The organism is Paracoccus sigandri, assembly GCF_003709565.1.
Taxonomy (GTDB): Bacteria; Pseudomonadota; Alphaproteobacteria; order Rhodobacterales; family Rhodobacteraceae; genus Paracoccus; species Paracoccus siganidrum.
This window is the reverse complement of record NZ_QNRC01000009.1, coordinates 150791-166297: the sequence shown is the minus strand read 5'-3', so window position 1 is coordinate 166297 and position 15507 is coordinate 150791. Positions and strand designations below refer to the sequence as shown.

At 68.3% G+C, this 15507-nt stretch carries 15 protein-coding genes; 5 read left to right on the top strand and 10 right to left on the bottom strand.

The genetic code is table 11. The annotated features are described in order from the left end of the window. The first annotated feature begins 169 nt into the window (after positions 1–169). Positions 170–967, top strand: a complete 798-nt coding sequence (gene ku, locus C9E82_RS10795; RefSeq protein WP_119901056.1) for a non-homologous end joining protein Ku — start codon at positions 170–172, stop codon at positions 965–967. Between the two features lie 172 nt (positions 968–1139). Here ku and C9E82_RS10785 read toward each other — a convergent pair whose 3' ends face one another. The 10 genes from C9E82_RS10785 to C9E82_RS10740 all read right to left on the bottom strand — a co-directional run bounded on the left by C9E82_RS10785 (position 1140) and on the right by C9E82_RS10740 (position 11963). After that, entirely contained in the window at positions 1140–2489 is a 1350-nt protein-coding gene (locus C9E82_RS10785; RefSeq protein ID WP_119901057.1) for an MATE family efflux transporter, read from the bottom strand. A 7-nt stretch (positions 2490–2496) separates the two neighbouring features. Further along, on the bottom strand, positions 2497–3573 hold the full coding sequence (locus C9E82_RS10780) for an ABC transporter ATP-binding protein (protein ID WP_119901058.1): 1077 nt from the start codon (positions 3571–3573) through the stop codon (positions 2497–2499). Further along, entirely contained in the window at positions 3570–4361 is a 792-nt protein-coding gene (locus tag C9E82_RS10775; RefSeq protein ID WP_119901059.1) for an ABC transporter permease, read from the bottom strand. Before C9E82_RS10775 ends, C9E82_RS10780 begins: the two co-directional genes overlap by 4 nt. Continuing rightward, a complete protein-coding gene (locus C9E82_RS10770; RefSeq protein ID WP_119901060.1) occupies positions 4358–5329 on the bottom strand; it encodes an ABC transporter permease in 972 nt (323 codons plus the stop codon). The genes C9E82_RS10775 and C9E82_RS10770 overlap by 4 nt, the downstream gene beginning before the upstream one ends. 108 nt (positions 5330–5437) lie before the next feature. Beyond that, positions 5438–6547, bottom strand: a complete 1110-nt coding sequence (locus tag C9E82_RS10765) for an ABC transporter substrate-binding protein (RefSeq protein ID WP_119896965.1) — start codon at positions 6545–6547, stop codon at positions 5438–5440. A gap of 53 nt (positions 6548–6600) precedes the next feature. Next, a complete protein-coding gene (locus C9E82_RS10760; protein ID WP_240643435.1) occupies positions 6601–7719 on the bottom strand; it encodes an NAD/NADP octopine/nopaline dehydrogenase family protein in 1119 nt (372 codons plus the stop codon). Positions 7720–7758: 39 nt separating this feature from the next. Next, the gene (locus C9E82_RS10755; protein ID WP_119896966.1) at positions 7759–8346 is read right to left on the bottom strand and encodes a peroxidase-related enzyme; all 588 of its coding nucleotides are present in this window, start codon (positions 8344–8346) and stop codon (positions 7759–7761) included. After that, the gene (locus C9E82_RS10750; RefSeq protein WP_119896967.1) at positions 8343–8822 is read right to left on the bottom strand and encodes a hypothetical protein; all 480 of its coding nucleotides are present in this window, start codon (positions 8820–8822) and stop codon (positions 8343–8345) included. The genes C9E82_RS10755 and C9E82_RS10750 overlap by 4 nt, the downstream gene beginning before the upstream one ends. Continuing rightward, positions 8819–10276, bottom strand: a complete 1458-nt coding sequence (locus tag C9E82_RS10745) for an NAD(P)-binding domain-containing protein (RefSeq protein WP_119896968.1) — start codon at positions 10274–10276, stop codon at positions 8819–8821. Before C9E82_RS10745 ends, C9E82_RS10750 begins: the two co-directional genes overlap by 4 nt. Positions 10277–10496: 220 nt before the next feature. Beyond that, positions 10497–11963 carry an aminotransferase class V-fold PLP-dependent enzyme gene (locus C9E82_RS10740; RefSeq protein ID WP_119896969.1) on the bottom strand — a complete coding sequence of 489 codons (1467 nt, stop codon included), beginning with the start codon at positions 11961–11963 and terminating at the stop codon, positions 10497–10499. Positions 11964–12090: 127 nt separating this feature from the next. On the opposite strand from C9E82_RS10740, the gene C9E82_RS10735 reads away from it, so the two are divergent. The 4 genes from C9E82_RS10735 (at position 12091) to tdh (ending at position 15476) form a co-directional block, all read left to right on the top strand. Continuing rightward, complete coding sequence (locus C9E82_RS10735) at positions 12091–12543, top strand: Lrp/AsnC family transcriptional regulator (protein WP_240643436.1); 453 nt, start codon at positions 12091–12093, stop codon at positions 12541–12543. A 70-nt stretch (positions 12544–12613) separates the two neighbouring features. Continuing rightward, complete coding sequence (locus tag C9E82_RS10730; protein WP_119896971.1) at positions 12614–13174, top strand: helix-turn-helix domain-containing protein; 561 nt, start codon at positions 12614–12616, stop codon at positions 13172–13174. Between the two features lie 86 nt (positions 13175–13260). Further along, a complete protein-coding gene (locus tag C9E82_RS10725; RefSeq protein WP_119896972.1) occupies positions 13261–14454 on the top strand; it encodes a glycine C-acetyltransferase in 1194 nt (397 codons plus the stop codon). After that, the gene (gene tdh, locus C9E82_RS10720) at positions 14451–15476 is read left to right on the top strand and encodes an L-threonine 3-dehydrogenase (protein ID WP_119896973.1); all 1026 of its coding nucleotides are present in this window, start codon (positions 14451–14453) and stop codon (positions 15474–15476) included. The genes C9E82_RS10725 and tdh overlap by 4 nt, the downstream gene beginning before the upstream one ends. Positions 15477–15507: the final 31 nt, after the last annotated feature.

Below are 15507 nucleotides of genomic sequence, written 5' to 3'. Positions count from 1 at the left end.
GCGCCGGAGCGGGCCGCTCGCTCACGGAAGGTCCCCCCAGCGCCGACGTTCCGAGGCGGGGCCTTTCCGGCGGTGGGGGAGGCGGATCGGTGCGCCGGCGCGTTTTGCCGGAACCATCGGCGACGTCCCCCGTTCCCTTCCTGCGCCCTCTCGCCAAGGAGCCCGACGAATGGCACCGCGTTCCTACTGGAAAGGCTATCTCAAGCTGTCTCTGGTCACCTGTCCGGTTTCGATGATCCCGGCCACCAGCGATGCCGAGAAGGTCCGCTTCCACACGCTGAACGCCCGGACCGGCAATCGCGTCGCCAGCCAGTATGTCGATGCCGTCTCGGGCAAGCCGGTGGCCGAGGATGACGAGGTCAAGGGCTATCAGCGGGGCGAGGACGATTATGTCGTCCTCGAGGACGCGGAAATCGAGGCCGTCGCCCTGGACAGCACCCGCACCATCGACATCGACATGTTCGTGCCGGCCGATTCCATCGGCTGGGTCTGGCTCGACCAGGCGCATTACCTGACCCCCGCCGACAAGATCGGGGCCGAGGCTTTCGCCGTCATCCGCGACGCGATGGCCAGGACGAAGACGGTCGGCATCTCGCGGCTGGTGATGTATCGCCGCGAAAGGGCGGTCATGCTGGAGCCGCATGGCAAGGGGATCACGCTCTGGACCCTGCGCTATGGCGACGAGGTGCGCGACGAGGCCGATTATTTCGGCGACCCGCCCGACGAAAAGCCGCAGGCCCGGCTGATGACGCTGATGCGCAAGCTGATCGATGAACGCACGGTGCCCTGGGATCCTTCGATGGTCGACGACCCGGTGCAGGCGCGGCTTCTGGACATCATCGCCGCCAAGAAGAAAAGCCCGAAACGCCGGGTTCGGGCCAAGGCACCGGAAAAGGCGGCCGAGACCGGCAATGTCATCGACATCATGGACGCGCTGCGCAAGAGCATCCGGTCGGAGCGGAAATGATCACGCCTTGAGCGGCACCTCGGCCGAGCGGAAATCCTGCCACGGATCGCCCGTCGCTGCCAGCCGAGTGGGCGCATGGCCTTACGCCCTACGAATACATCTGCAAGGTCCGGACTTCAGAGCCAGACAGATTCATCGTCAATCCGATCCACCAGATGCCGGGACTGAACAACTAGCCCCCGTCCCGGCGCATCGCCTCGGCCGGTTCGCGAAGCCGGGCCTCGGCCAGCGGATAGCGCAGCGCCATGGTGATGCTGCGGCTGACATTCATGACGATCAGCGCCGCCCACAGCGCGTGGTTGCCCCAGACCGGCAGCAGCAGCGCGATCGTCGCCCCGTAGAGCAGCACCGAGATCAGCATCGCCTGCCGCATCTGCCGGGTCATGGTCGCGCCGACGAAGATGCCGTCGAAGATATAGCTGGCCACGCTGGCGATCGGCGCGACGGCCAGCCAAGGCAGATAGCGCATCGCCTCGGCCTGGACCTCGGGCGAGGTGGTCATCAGCCGGATCAGCGACGGGCCGCCCAGCAGCAGGGCGACGGACAGCAGCAGCGCGCCGCCAAGCGCCCATTGGCCCGACAGGCTGGCGGCGCGGCGCAGCCGGTGCAGCGCCTTCGCGCCCACGGCCTGCCCGACCAGCGCCTCGGCCGCGAAGGCGAAACCGTCCAGCACATAGGCGATCAGGTGCATGAACTGCATCAGCACCTGGTTGGCCGCCAGCTTGACGTCGCCCAGGCCCGCCGACAGGAACACGAAGGAGGTGAAGCTGAACTGCAAGAGCAGCGCGCGGATGATCAGGTCGACATTCATCGCCATCATCACCCGCAGCTCCGCCCGGTCCAGAAGCTCGGTCCATGTGGCGCGCAGATGGGGGGCGAAATGCGCGCGGCAGAACCACAGGCCAAGCGCGAGGCCCGAATATTCCGCGACCAGCGTGGCCGCGGCGATCCCCGCCACGCCCCAGCCCAGGCCAAGCACGAACCACAGGTCCAGCAGGATGTTCACCATGTTGATCCAGATCTGCAGGGCCAGCACCGCGCGGGTCCGCTCCAGCGCGATCAGAAGCCCGGTGATCGCATAGATGCTGATCGTCGCCGGCGCGCCCCAGATGCGGATGCCGATATAGGTCCGCGCCCCCGTCTCGACCTGGTCCGAGGCGGGGGCGAGCGCGAAGGTCCCGGCCATGATCGGCGCCTGCAGCAGGATCAGCGCCAGGCCCGCCAGCGCGGCGATGATCAGCGCCCGATAGAGGACGGTCGAGACCGCCTGCGGCTCGCCCCGGCCCCAGGCCTGCGCCGCAAGGCCCGAGGTGCCCATGCGCAGGAAGCCGAACAGCAGGTAGATGCTGGACAGGATCACGGCGCCCATGGCGACCGCCCCGATCGCCGGGGCCGAGCCGAGCTGGCCGATCACCGCCGTGTCCACCAGCCCCAGCAGCGGGATCGTCGCGTTGGACAGAAGGATCGGCAGGGCGATCCGCAACACGCGGCGATTGGTGATCTCGTCGGGCAGGGGGGTCATCGCGGGCCTAGTCGCCGATCAGGCTGATGCTCGATCGCGACCAGCCCAGCCAGACCGAGGCGCCCTGATCGGCGGCGACCGGGCTGTCGGCATAGGCGCTGACGCGGGTGCCGTTCACCGCCAGTTCCAGTAGGTAGCGGCTGCCCTTGAAGATCGAGGTGACGATCCGGGCCTCGACGGCGTTTTCGGTCGCGGGCCGGTCGGCCGAGACGGCGATCCGCTCGGGCCGGACCGAGGCCGTGACCGCCGCGCCGGGCGCGAAGCCCTGGCCGGCGGGGTTGCAGCGCAGCGGGTTGCCCAGCCAGTCGATGACCGCCGCATCGCCCTCGATCCCGCGGAAGGTGGCCTCCAGCAGGTTGGTCTCGCCGATGAACTCGGCGACGAAGCGGCTGGCGGGGCGGAAATACAGCTCCTCGGGCGTGCCGTCCTGTTCGATCCGGCCCTGGTTCATGACCACGATCCGGTCGGACATGGTCAGCGCCTCTTCCTGGTCGTGGGTGACGAAGAAGAACGCCTTGTTGGTGCGCCGCTGGATGTTCTTCAGCTCGATCTGCACCTGGGTGCGCAGCTTGGCGTCCAGCGCGCCGAGCGGCTCGTCCAGCAGCAGCATCTCGGGGTCCGGGGCCAGGGCGCGGGCCAGCGCCACGCGCTGGCGCTGGCCCCCCGACAGCTGGTCGGGGCGGCGGTCCAGATAGTCGGCCAGCTGCAGGAACGCGGCCAGCTCGTCGATCCGCGCATCGATGGCGCGGCGCGACAGGCCCTTCAGCTCCAGCCCGAAGGCGATGTTGCGCCGGGTGGTCATGTGGGGAAACAGCGCATAGTCCTGAAACACCATGTTCACCTTGCGCCGGTTCGGCGGCAGCGCCGTCACGTCCTGGCCGTTCAGGATGATGCGGCCGGTATCGGGGGTCTCGAACCCGCCCAGGATGCGCAGCGTGGTGGACTTGCCGCAGCCCGAGGGGCCCAGGAAGGTCACGAATTCGCCGCTGGCGATCTGCAGGTTCATCTGATGCAGGGCGATGGTCTTGCCGAAGGATTTGGTCACGCCCTCGATCCGGGCGACGGGGTCGGTTCTCTGGGTCATCGGTTGGCCTGTTTCTTGATCCGGCGCATCGAGCGTTCCGCCCAGATGCCGAGAACGGCGGTCAGCACCAGCACGACCGTCGAGATGGCGTTGACCTCGGGCGACATGCCCGAGCGCAGCTTGGCGAAGATCAGCACCGGCAGGGTCGGGTCATAGCCGCCCAGGAAATACGAGCGCACGAAATCGTCGAAGCTGAGCAACATGCAGAACACCCCGGCCCCGATCATCGCCGGGGTCAGGTAGGGCATGGTGATGCGGAAGAACACCACCAGCGGGTCGGCGCCCAGGTCGCGCGCCGCCTCGGCCTGGCTTCTGGGCAGGGTCGACAGCCGCGCCATCACCACCAGCACCACGAAGGGCACGTTATGGACCGCATGCGACCAGATGATCGCCCACATGCCCGGCTCGATCCCCAGGACCCGCGCATAGATGCGGAAGGCGATGGCCGAGATCACACCCGGAATGACGGCGGGCAGCAGGGTCAGCCCCAGGATCACCGCCCGGCCGAAGAAGGCCCGGCCGGTCAGCGTGACCGCGATCCAGGTGCCCACCACCAGCGCGATCGCCGTGCTGAGGATCGCGATCAGCGTCGAATAGCCGAAGGTGAACATCACCTGCCGGTCGGCGAAGACGCCGATATACCAGTCCAGCGTCCAGGAGGTGATCGGAAAGCCGATGAAGCGGGCGTCCTTGAAGCCCATCAGCATCATCAGCGCCAGCGGCAGCAGCAGGTAGAGCGCGAAGGCCCAGTAGATGCAGCTCATTAGGATGCGGGTATGGCGGGTCATTTCGCGACCCTCCCCGACAGCAGCGCGATGATGCGGTTGAAGGCGCCCGCCACGACCAGCGCCGTCACCAGCATGATGGTCGAGAAGGCCGCCCCGGTGGGCCACTGGTCGCCCGCGACATGGAAGAAGCCGGCGATGGTCTGGGAAAACAGCGTCGTGTTCGGCCCGCCCAGCAGGACCGGCGTGGCATACATGCCGGTCGCGATCAGGAAGACCAGCGTGCAGCCCGCCCCGACGCCCTCCAGCGACAGGGGCAGCGTCACCCGGAAGAACCGCGTCCAGGGCCCCGCGCCCAGGTCGGCCGCGGCCTCGGAATAGTTGGCGGGGATCTTTTCCAGCGCCGAATAGAGCGGCATCAGCATGTAGAGCGCGGTCAGATAGACGATGCCCACGCTGAGCGAGAAATTCGTGTACATGAAGGGGATCGGCCGCTCGATCAGGCCCAGCCAGCGCAGCAGCAGGTTCAGCGCGCCGTTATTGCCCAGGATGATCATGACCGCATAGATCCGCACGATCTCGCCCACCCAGAAGGGGATCAGCAGCAGCATCAGGAACAGCAGCTGGTTGTCGCGCCTGACATGGCGGGCCAGGAAATAGGCGACCGGATACATCAGGACCAGCGTGGTCAGCGTCAGCACCACCGAGAACACCATCGTGCGCCAGAACGGCACCAGGAAGATGCTGTCGCCGAAGAAGCGGCTGTAATTCGCGGTGGTCAGCACGACCTCCTTGCCGGCGCTTGGCGGGTAGGAGGACAGGAAGCTGACCTGCATCATCTGCAGGATCGGCCCCAGATGGGCGACCAGCACCCAGATCACCGGAAACAGGATCAGCATCCAGAACTGCCGGCGGGGCGAGGCGAAGACCAGCCCGGTCAGGGCGCGATAGAGCGACCACGCCGTCAGCCGGCCCCAGAAGGTCGGCGGGCCGGACGGGTCGGCCGGGGATTGCGGGGGAAGGTCTGGCATAGAGAAGGGCTCTCCTGTCGCGGCGGGCTGCGACGGCTTGCGGGGCGGGGGCGGCCTGCGGCGCGGGCGGGGGCCGCAGGCCGCAGGCCGGGGGGCTGGGGGCGCAGGTCAGGCTGCCTTGATCTGCTCGACCGCCGGATCGACCAGGCTGTATTTCAGGTCGTTCGCCTCGGCCCGGAAGAACTGCATCCGGGCCAGCTGCTCCTCGGGGAACGAGGTCGACTGCCGCTCCAGGTCGCTCAGGTGGTCGGCCGCGTCCTTGTAGGTCGAGATGAAGCCCGAGCTGCGGCTGAGCGCGGCGCCGATCTCGGGGCTGGAGAGCAGCGCGTCCAGGAACAGATAGGCATTGTCGGCGTTCGGCGCGTTGTTGGCGACGTTCAGCGTATAGACGAAGCCATAGGTGCCCTCGGTCGGGATCGCCATGGCGACCGGGAAGCCGTCATTCATCAGCCCGGCGATCGGGCCGTTCCAGGCATGGGCGACCTCGACGTCCAGGTTGACGAACATCTGCTGGATCTCGGCGGCGCCGTCGTAATAGTTGCGGACATGGGGCTTGTGGGCGATCAGGAAGTCGCGGACCTCGTTGACGATCCGCGCGGCCTCGGCCTCGTCGTCCTGATAGGCGATCATGTTGCCGTCATAGCCCATCTTCAGCATCAGCACCGACATCATGTCCTGGAGGATATAGGCGTTGCGCCTGGAATATTTCTCGGCGAACAGCGTGTCCCAGGTCTGGGCTTCCTCGGGCGTCACGAATTCGGTATTGTAGGCCAGCACCTCGGCGCCCGACAGGATCGGCACGCCCCATTTGTTGTCCCGGATCGTCGCCCAGTCGCTTTCCGAGAAGACCGGGTTGATGTTGCCCCAGTTCTGCAGCCGGTCCGTGTCGACGGGGGCCAGCAGGTCCGAGTCGATGAATTGCAGGAAGCGGTGGCCGGCGACGGTCAGGATGTCGACGGTCGGGTTCGGAGCCTCGGCGGCCAGCAGGTTGAACTGCTTGCCCTGGTCGTCCACCAGCCGGATGTTCACCCTGATGCCGGTGTCGGACTGGAACTGGCGCAGGAAATCATCGGGCACGAAGCCGTTATAGGTCCAGATGTTCAGCACGCCGCCGGTCTGCGCATGGGCGCGGCGCAGATAGGCGGGGCTGGCCAGAAGCCCGGCCCCGGCGGCGGCAGAGGCGATCAGGCGGCGGCGGTTCAGCACTAGGTCTTTCATGGCTTATCCTCTCTGTTGAGCGTGTTCTTGTCGTTGTCGTCCTCTCGTTCCGCTCAGGCCGGCGCCCCGTCATGCGCGGGCAGGATGCCGGTCCGGCAGGCCCGCTTCACCTGGTCGAGGTCCAGCCGGTCGAATCCCATGTCGGTCAGCAGGGTATTCTCGGCGGCGAAGTCGCGGCCATACATGGCCGAGAAGATCTGCACCCCGGCGCGGTGCAGCACCGCGGGCCGGCCGACCAGATCGCCCAGCACCGCGGTCACATGCAGCCCGTAGGGGACATCCTCGGTCGCATAGCGGCTGTCGGCGGTCGCGGGGCCGGTGCCGCCCACGCCCTGGCGGTGCATCTCCTGGTTCATCTCCGAGATGGAGGCGCGCGGGACGTGATAGGACAGGTGGAAGTGATCGAAGATCGTGCGCACCTGCAGCCCCAGGGCCTCGGCGATGGCCAGCCGCTCCTCGTCCAGCCGTTCCAGCAGACGGCCGACATTGGGGGTGATGTTCGCGCCCTGGCCCCAGGTCTCGCCATGTTCCATCCGGGTCATGTTGCACAGCGCGATGCCCATGTGGTTCTGCGGATTGAGATTGCTGAGCGCGATGGACAGCAGCCCCTCGCGGGCCACGAAGCGGTCGCCGAACAGCGCCTGGCACAGCCGCAGCCCCTCCTCGGCGCGGTCCTCGGGGATGGTGGCCAGGTCGATCTTGCTGCGCACGGTGTTGACGTTGACGGTGGTGAGATCCGCCTGCCGCGCGGTCGCCAGTGTGGTGCCCCAGGCAACGATGGGCAGCGTGATCCCGCGCGCGGCAAGCTTCGTGCCCAGATACAGCGCCCCGAAAGAGGCGTGAGAGCTGAAGATCACCGCCTGCCCGTTGCGCAGATGCGGCGCCAGTGCGTCCAGCACCGCCTTGTGGCCATAGCCGGGCAGCGCGATCAGCACCACATCGGCGCGCGCCGCCAGGTCGGCGGCATCCGCGGCGGTGCCGGGGCGGAAGCTGCCCTCGATGGCGTTCCTGGCGACCAGCGGTTCGCCCGCCGCCAGGCGCCGGGTGCGCTTGCCCGAGGGCGACCAGAGGATCGCATGATGGCCGGCCTGTTCCAGCCAGGCGGCGGTCGCGAAGGCGACCGACCCCGCGCCGGCGATGCCTACGGTCATCTTGCTGTCGAACAGGGCCATCTTCTCTCCTTTGCGGTCGGTTCGGAATATGCGGGGTCGTCAGCTGGCCTCTTGCCTGACCGGGTCGCCCAGGACATGCATCAGGCGGTTGGCCCAGCCGAACAGCGCGTTCGACAGGATCAGGTCGATGATCTCGCCCTCGTCCAGCCCGGCATCGCGCAGGGCCTGAAGATCCGCCGGGCCCGCCGCCGGCGGGGTCTGCGACAGCTTCACCGCGAAATCGAAGATCGCCCGGTCGCGCGGGGCCAGATCGGCCTTTTCCCCGTTGAGGAAGATCGCGTCGGTGACGCCCGTGTCCCCGGTCAGCTGCGCATGGCGGTCGGCATGGACGGCGGCGCAATAGATGCAGCGGTTCACGATCGAGGCGGCGATGGCGCCCAGCTCGCGCTCGGCCCGCGACAGCCCGTCCCTGCCATACATGATGGCGTTGAACAGGGGCGAGCGGACCTTCAGCGTCTCGACGTCATGGGCCAGCACCAGCACATAGTCCGAAACCCTGGTGTTCGAGGGCGTGACCTGCAGGGCGTCCAGCTGCGCGGGCGTCGCCTCGTCCAGCTTCACGGGCGTCACGCGGGGCCGCCAACGCGGCACGGTGCGGGTGAAGCGGTGAATGACGGTCTGGCTCATGCGCTGTCCCCCGCCAGCAGGCGCAGCCCGGCGATCAGGCGGCAGTGATAGGCCATGAAGGCATTCAGCTCGGCCAGCCGGACGATGTCGGCATCGGCGATCCCCGCCCCTTGCAGCCCGGCGACGGCCGCGGCGGTCACGTCGCGTGGATGGGCGGCGACGACATCCATGAAGGCCAGCACGATCCGCAGATCGCCGTCGGGCAGGTGGCCGGGATCGGCCAGGCCGGCATGTTCGCCCGCGCCTTCGGCATGGCGCGCGGCCAGGTCGGGCAGCCCGTTCCGGGCGGCGATCCGCGCGGCCAGCGCATGGCGCAGCGCGTGGCTCCAGGCGCCGGTTTCCGCCGGGCGCAGCACTGCCTCCTCGGCGGTCCGGGTCATCGCGAAGATCGCGTCCCGCGCGCCGATGGCCTCGGCCAGCGCGCTGCTGGGGGCGATGGTCACGCCGTCCAGCGCGGTCGTTGCGGGCAGGCTCATCGCGAGACCTCCATCGGTTCGGCGCCCTGCGGCAGGTCCGAGGGCGTCCATTCGTCGCCCAGCAGTTCCGGCCTGGCATAGTCCTGAAGCCCTTGCCAATGGGTGGCGATGTCTTCCTTGTAGAGCGTCGCGGCCATCTCGCGCGCCAGCCAGACGCCGCCTTCCGAGACGGCGGGAATGTCGCCGCTGACCTTGCCCAGGCTGACGGTCGAGCCGAAGTTGAAGCAATGGACATGGCCCAGCCAGGGCGCGGCGCCGGGTGTGGCCTCGCGGAAGGTGAAATCGGGGTTCAGATAGGGGAACAGGCCCAGTTCGCGCGATTCCTCGCCCGGCGGCGGGGTATAGACGTCGCGCCACAGCTGGATCTTGTCGGCCGCCCCGCCGAATTCGGTGCGCGACAGCGGATCGACGGTGAAGCCGGTCCCCAGGATCAGGAAATCGGTCGCCAGGCTGGTGCCGTCGGCGAAGTCGATGCGCAGTTCCTGCCCCTGTTGGCGGACCGAGGCGACGGCCTTGCCGAAGTGGAAATAGGCGTTCGGGTGGCGGCTGACCCGCAGGGTCGAGCCGCGCGGCGGCGGCGTCTGGGTCACGAAGGAATAGTTCATGAACCGCCAGCGCCATTCGTCCGACATCTGCGCATAGGCGGCGGTGAAGCCATAGCTGCCGATGCCCATCAGCTTGTTGACGACCGGCATCCGGGGGCGGCGGATCAGGTGGCGGACCTCGGCCGCGCCGGCCTCCAGCGCCTCGGCGGCATTGTCCACGGCAGAGGCGCCGACGCCCACCACCGCGACGCGCCTGCCCTTCAGGGCGGCGAAGTCGATCTGGTCCGAGGAATGCGCCCAGAAGGCGCGGTCCAGGCCCTCGACGAAGGCGGGAATCGCCGGCGCGCCGGTGCCGTCGCGGCCCGTCGCCATGACCAGCTTGCGCGCCAGGATCGAGCCGTCCGCCGCGCCCGACAGATGCAGCCGCAGCAGCCCGTCCTCGGGCTCCACCCGGTCCAGCGACACGCCGTTCTCGATCGGGATGCCCAGCACCTTGCGATACCAGCGCAGGTAATCCATCCACATCGGGCGCGGGATCCTGTCCAGCGCCTCCCAGGCAGCGTCCCCGAACTGCGCGCGATACCAGGCCTGGAAGGTCAGCGAGGGCTGGCTCGAGGCCGGGCCGACCAGCTGCTTGGGCGAGCGCAGCGTCTCCATCCGGGCATAGGTCAGCCAGGGGCCTTCCAGCCCCTCGGGGCTGCGGTCGAGGATGCGGATGTTGCGGATGCCGGCGCGTTGCAGCGCGAACCAGGCGACCATGCCGCACATGCCGCCGCCGACGATCACCGCATCGCTGACGGGTTCGTTCCCGCGCCGGCGCGGCACCACCCAGTTCTCCGGCGGATAGCACAGGCAGGACAGGTCGCGCGCCAGGCGCCGTTCCAACTCGTTCAGACCTGCCTCGTTCATGCCGTCATCTCCGTGCTGCCGGGCATCTCGGGCCGCCATCCTGCGGCAGCCATCAGCCTTGCGCCAGACCCGCCGGTCGGCCCCTGACCATCCCGCAGGGGCCGGGCACCAGGTCCCGTGCCATCGGTTCCGCCATAGCGGATAAACATGACGGTATGGCGGATTTCCTGGCCGTGCAAGCGTTTTGATTCGCGGGTCATCCGCCCATTGTCGCCCGCCCTCATGCGCCTGTCACCTCCAGCGAGGCCTGGGGGCGGGCGAAAAACCGCGAGTGGCGTGAATCCACGTCGTAAAACCGGCAAAGATCGGGCGCGCGCCATGCCAGGTCGTCGACCGCGCGGATGATCGCATCCGCCTTTTCATCGTCCAGCAATGCCGAAAAGTTCAGCCGCACCCAGCCCGGCTTCGCGATGTCGTCGCCCTGCCGGATCCGGTCGGCCAGCCGCGCCGATTCCTCGGCCGAGATCTCCAGCAGGCGATGGGCATAGCTGCCGGCGCAGGCGCAGCCGCCGCGGACCTGGACGCCATGCAGGTCGCTGAGCATCCGGCTGAACAACTGGTGATGGACATGCCCGCCTTCTCCGTCGCGGATGCGGAAGGAAAAGATCGGCAGGCTGCCGTCGGGGGCGTCGGCGGCCAGGATCTCGATGCGCGGATTGCGGCGCCAGGCGGCCAGCGCGCGGGCGCGCAGTTCCTGGCCGCGCCGGGCGATGAAGTCCTCGCCCATCGCCGCCTTGACGATCATGGCCAGTGCGACGCGGATGTCGCCGATGACATTCGGGGTGCCGCCTTCCTCGCGCTCGCCAAGGGCGGTCGCATATTCGTGCCCCCAGGGCGAGACGAAGCCGACCGTGCCGCCGCCGGGCCAGGTGGGCGTGCGGCGGCGGGCGATGGCGTCGCGCAGCACCAGCACGCCCGAGGCCCCCGGCCCGCCGGGAAACTTGTGCGGCGAAAAGACGATGGCGTCCTTGGCCGCGTCGGTGCCCGCGCGCATCGACATCGGCAGATAGGGCCCGCCGGCGCCATAGTCCCAGATCGACACCGCCCCGTGACGGCGCAGGATCCGGGTCACGGCATCGGTATCGGTGACGATGCCGGTGACGTTCGAGGCGGCCGAGAAACTGCCCACCAGCAGCGCCGCATCGCCGTTCCGGGCCAGCGCCTCGCTCAGCGCCGCCAGATCCGGCCCGCCGGCGGGGCCTTCGGGGATCTCGATCACCTCGGCCCCGCTTTCGCGCCAGGGCAGGATGTTCGAATGATGCTCGTAGGGGCCGATCAGCACCACGGCGCGCCCGCCTTGCGCGACGATGCCCGGAATGTCCAGCAGGGCGACCAGCCGGTTCAGGCCCGCCGTCGATCCCGAGCCGGCGAAGATGGTGCTGTAGCCCGGCCCGGCCCCGACCATCGCCGCGATGCGGCCGCGCGCCTCGTCCCGCAGCCGGGTGCAATAGGCGCCGACGAAGGAGGCCTGGGTATGGGTGTTCGCGTAATAGGGCAGGATGCGGGCCATCACGAAATCCTCGACCTGGCGCAGCGCCCGGCCCGAGGCGACGTAATCCGCATAGATCAGGGGCACCGGGCCGAAGGGGCCGTCGATCCGCAAATCGTCGCCGATCAACCCGCCGCGCAGGGCCGCGATCACATCCGCGCCGTGAAGCGAGGTCTCGAAATCCGACAGGACTGACATGATTTCTCCGATTTTTGCCCGTTTGCCGCAGTCTATCTTTTGTTCTAGTGCGAAATCATCACTTGATTACTGCGTAGATCGGCATGAATTGTGTCATATGATCTTTCAAACCACCGGGTTCGGAAACATGGACAGGATCGACAAGCGCATTCTGGAGGAATTGCAGCGCGACAGCTCTGCCTCGCAGCGGGTCATCGCCGAGCGGGTCGGCTTGTCGCAGAACGCCTGCTGGCGCCGTTTGCAGGCGATGGAAAAGGCCGGGGTGATCCGCAACCGGACCATCACGCTGGACCGCGAACGGCTGGGGGTCGGGCTGGTGGTCTTCGTGATGATCAAGACGCGGCACCATTCGGCCGACTGGCTGGACATGTTCCGCAACCATGTCTCGGCCATTCCCGAGGTGATCGACTTCTTCCGCATCGGCGGCGAATACGACTATATGCTGAAGGTGGTGACGCCGGACATGGCGCGCTATGATTCCTTCTATCGCAGGCTGATCTCGGGGATCGAGCTGCACACCGTCACCTCGCATTTCGCGATGGAGGCGATCGAGGAACAGCGGCCCATCCCGCTGCCCTGAGCCGCGCCCGGCCGACCCGCCCGGCGCAGCCATATTGACAGAAGACCGCCCTGCGCCGCAGCCTGTCGCCATGGCCCAGAACCCCGATATCGTCGCCCGCCTTGCCAATCGCCTGAAAGAGGCCCGCCAGGCCAAGGGGCTCAGCCTCGACGGCGTGGCGAAGCTGTCGGGGGTCAGCCGCTCGATGGTCAGCCAGATCGAGCGCGGCGAATCGAGCCCGACGGTTGCCACGCTGTGGAACCTGACCCAGGCGCTGCAGGTCGATTTCGCCGGGCTGCTGGAGGGGCGGATCGAACGCGACATCCGCGTGGTCAAGGCCGATTCGGCCCCGGTCATCAACGATCGCGGGCGCGACCTGGTGATCCGCATCCTCAGCGCGCCGCAGACCGTGGGCGAGCATGAGATCTACGAGATCCGCTTCCAGCCCCATGCCTCGCTGGATTCCGCCCCGCACCGGGCCGGCTGCCGCGAGGATCTGGTGGTCCTGGAGGGCTCGGTCTCGGTCGTCTCGGGCGACGAGCAGGTCGAGCTGTCGGTGAACGATACCGCGAACTATGCCGCCGACTGCCCGCACAGCGTGACCGCCGGGGCAGAGCCGGCGCGGGTGCTGATGATCGTGCGGAACAGCTGAGAATCCGTCATGGCGGATTTTCATCTTGTATATTGCACGAAGGACGGGCGAGGGGTATTGTCCGTCAAAACGGAGGAAGTGTCGGTATGGCGGATACAGCGGATTTCCTTGGACATGCGGCGGCCGAGCTGGCGCGGATCGAGGCGGACGGCCTGACCAAGCGCGAAAGGCAGATCACCGGCCCCCAGGGCGGCCGGATCCGCGTGGGCGGGCAGGGCAGGATCAACCTCTGCGCCAACAACTACCTGGGCCTGGCCGATCATCCGGCGCTGAAGCGGGCCGCCATCGAGGCGATGGAGACGCATGGCTACGGCATGGCCTCGGTGCGGTTCATCTGCGGCACCCAGGACCTGCATCGCCGGCTGGAGCAGCGGCTCGCCGGCTGGCTGGGCCATGACGACAGCATCCTGTTCGCCTCGTGCTTCGATGCCAACGGCGCGCTGTTCGAGCCGCTTCTGGGCCCCGAAGACGCGATCATCTCGGACGCGCTGAACCATGCCTCGATCATCGACGGGATCCGGCTGTGCAAGGCGCGGCGCTATCGTTACGCGAATTCCGACATGGCGGAACTGGAGGCCCGGCTGGTCGAGGCGCGGGCGGATGGCGCGCGCTTCATCCTGATCGCGACCGATGGCGTGTTCTCGATGGACGGCTATCTGGCGAAGCTGCCCGAGATCCGCGCGCTGGCCGATCGCCACGGCGCGCTGGTCATGGTCGACGATTGCCATGCGACGGGGATCCTGGGGCCGAAAGGGGCGGGCACACCGGCGCAACTGGGCGCCCGCGTCGATCTGCTGACCGGCACCCTGGGCAAGGCGCTTGGCGGCGCGCTTGGCGGCTATATCGCCGGGCCGCAGCCGGTCATCGACCTGCTGCGGCAGCGGGCGCGGCCCTATCTGTTCTCGAACGCGCTGCCGCCCGCCATCGTCGCCGCCGCCCTGGCCGCCATCGACCTGGTCGAGGCGGCCGAGGATCTGCGCGCGGCCCTGGCCCGCAAGACCGGATACTGGCGGACCGGGCTGGCCGAGGCGGGGTTCGAGCTGCTGCCCGGCGCGCATCCCATCGTGCCCGTCATGCTGGGCGAGGCGCGCATGGCCCAGGCCATGGCCGAGGCGCTGGACCGGCGCGGCGTCCATGTGGCCGGATTCTTCTTCCCGGTCGTGCCGCGCGGACAGGCGCGGATCCGCACGCAGATGAACGCGGCCATCGACATGGCCGATCTCGACACCGCCCTGGACGCTTTCCGCGCGGCGGGGCGCGAGACGGGGGCGATCCGATGAGGGCCCTGGTCAAGGCCGAGTCGCGCGAGGGCCTGTGGCTGCGCGACGAGCCGGTCCCCGAGATCGGCCCCGGCGACGTGCTGATCCGGGTGCGCAAGACCGGCATCTGCGGCACCGACGTGCATATCTGGAACTGGGACGACTGGGCGCGGCGGACGGTGCCGGTGCCGATGGTCGTCGGCCACGAATTCGCCGGCGAGATCGTGGAGCTGGGCCGCGACGTCAGCGGGCTGGCGGTCGGGCAGCGCTGCTCGGGCGAGGGGCACCTGGTCGGGCAGTCCAGCCGCCAGAGCCGCTCGGGCCAGTTCCACCTGGACCCCGAGACGCGCGGCATCGGCGTCAACATGCCCGGCGCCTTTGCCGAATACCTGCGCCTGCCGGCCTTCAACGTCGTCCCGCTGCCGGATTCGGTGCCCGACCGGATCGGCGCGATCCTCGACCCGCTTGGCAATGCCGTCCACACCGCGCTGAGCTTCAACCTGATCGGCGAGGACGTGCTGATCACCGGCGCCGGGCCGATCGGCATCATGGCGGCCGCGGTCGCGCGCCATGTCGGCGCGCGGCATGTGGTGATCACCGATGTCAACCAGACCCGCCTGGACCTGGCCGCCAGCGTCGCCGATGTCGTGCCGGTCAATGTCGCGACCGAGGACCTGGCGGCGGTCTGCGCCCGCCTGGCCATGCGCCAGGGCTTCGACGTGGGGCTGGAGATGTCCGGCAACGCGGCCGCCTTCGACCAGATGATCGACTCGATGGTCATGGGCGGGCGCATCGCCATGCTGGGCATCCCGCCCCGGCCGGCGCCGTTCGACTGGAACCGGGTCGTGTTCAAGTCGCTGACGATCAAGGGGATCTATGGCCGCGAGATCTTCGAGACCTGGTACAAGATGCTGGCGATGCTGGAAAACGGGCTCGATATCGGCGGCGTGATCACGCATGAGATGCCGGCGGCGGATTTCGCCTGCGGTTTCCAGATCATGCGCCAGGGCGAAAGCGGCAAGATCGTGCTGGACTGGGGCTAGGACCGGGCGCGGCGACCGGCAAGGGGCCGCC

What these genes read in the sequence shown, in the direction of transcription:
- C9E82_RS10765 (WP_119896965.1), bottom strand. Translation starts at nt 6,547, where the DNA reads ATGAAAGACCTAGTGCTGAACCGCCGCCGCCTGATCGCCTCTGCCGCC.
- C9E82_RS10725 (WP_119896972.1), top strand. Translation starts at nt 13,261, where the DNA reads ATGGCGGATACAGCGGATTTCCTTGGACATGCGGCGGCCGAGCTGGCG.
- C9E82_RS10780 (WP_119901058.1), bottom strand. Translation starts at nt 3,573, where the DNA reads ATGACCCAGAGAACCGACCCCGTCGCCCGGATCGAGGGCGTGACCAAA.
- C9E82_RS10785 (WP_119901057.1), bottom strand. Translation starts at nt 2,489, where the DNA reads ATGACCCCCCTGCCCGACGAGATCACCAATCGCCGCGTGTTGCGGATC.
- ku (WP_119901056.1), top strand. Translation starts at nt 170, where the DNA reads ATGGCACCGCGTTCCTACTGGAAAGGCTATCTCAAGCTGTCTCTGGTC.
- C9E82_RS10760 (WP_240643435.1), bottom strand. Translation starts at nt 7,719, where the DNA reads ATGGCCCTGTTCGACAGCAAGATGACCGTAGGCATCGCCGGCGCGGGG.
- C9E82_RS10730 (WP_119896971.1), top strand. Translation starts at nt 12,614, where the DNA reads ATGGCCCAGAACCCCGATATCGTCGCCCGCCTTGCCAATCGCCTGAAA.
- C9E82_RS10740 (WP_119896969.1), bottom strand. Translation starts at nt 11,963, where the DNA reads ATGTCAGTCCTGTCGGATTTCGAGACCTCGCTTCACGGCGCGGATGTG.
- C9E82_RS10745 (WP_119896968.1), bottom strand. Translation starts at nt 10,276, where the DNA reads ATGAACGAGGCAGGTCTGAACGAGTTGGAACGGCGCCTGGCGCGCGAC.
- C9E82_RS10750 (WP_119896967.1), bottom strand. Translation starts at nt 8,822, where the DNA reads ATGAGCCTGCCCGCAACGACCGCGCTGGACGGCGTGACCATCGCCCCC.
- C9E82_RS10770 (WP_119901060.1), bottom strand. Translation starts at nt 5,329, where the DNA reads ATGCCAGACCTTCCCCCGCAATCCCCGGCCGACCCGTCCGGCCCGCCG.
- tdh (WP_119896973.1), top strand. Translation starts at nt 14,451, where the DNA reads ATGAGGGCCCTGGTCAAGGCCGAGTCGCGCGAGGGCCTGTGGCTGCGC.
- C9E82_RS10755 (WP_119896966.1), bottom strand. Translation starts at nt 8,346, where the DNA reads ATGAGCCAGACCGTCATTCACCGCTTCACCCGCACCGTGCCGCGTTGG.
- C9E82_RS10775 (WP_119901059.1), bottom strand. Translation starts at nt 4,361, where the DNA reads ATGACCCGCCATACCCGCATCCTAATGAGCTGCATCTACTGGGCCTTC.
- C9E82_RS10735 (WP_240643436.1), top strand. Translation starts at nt 12,091, where the DNA reads ATGGACAGGATCGACAAGCGCATTCTGGAGGAATTGCAGCGCGACAGC.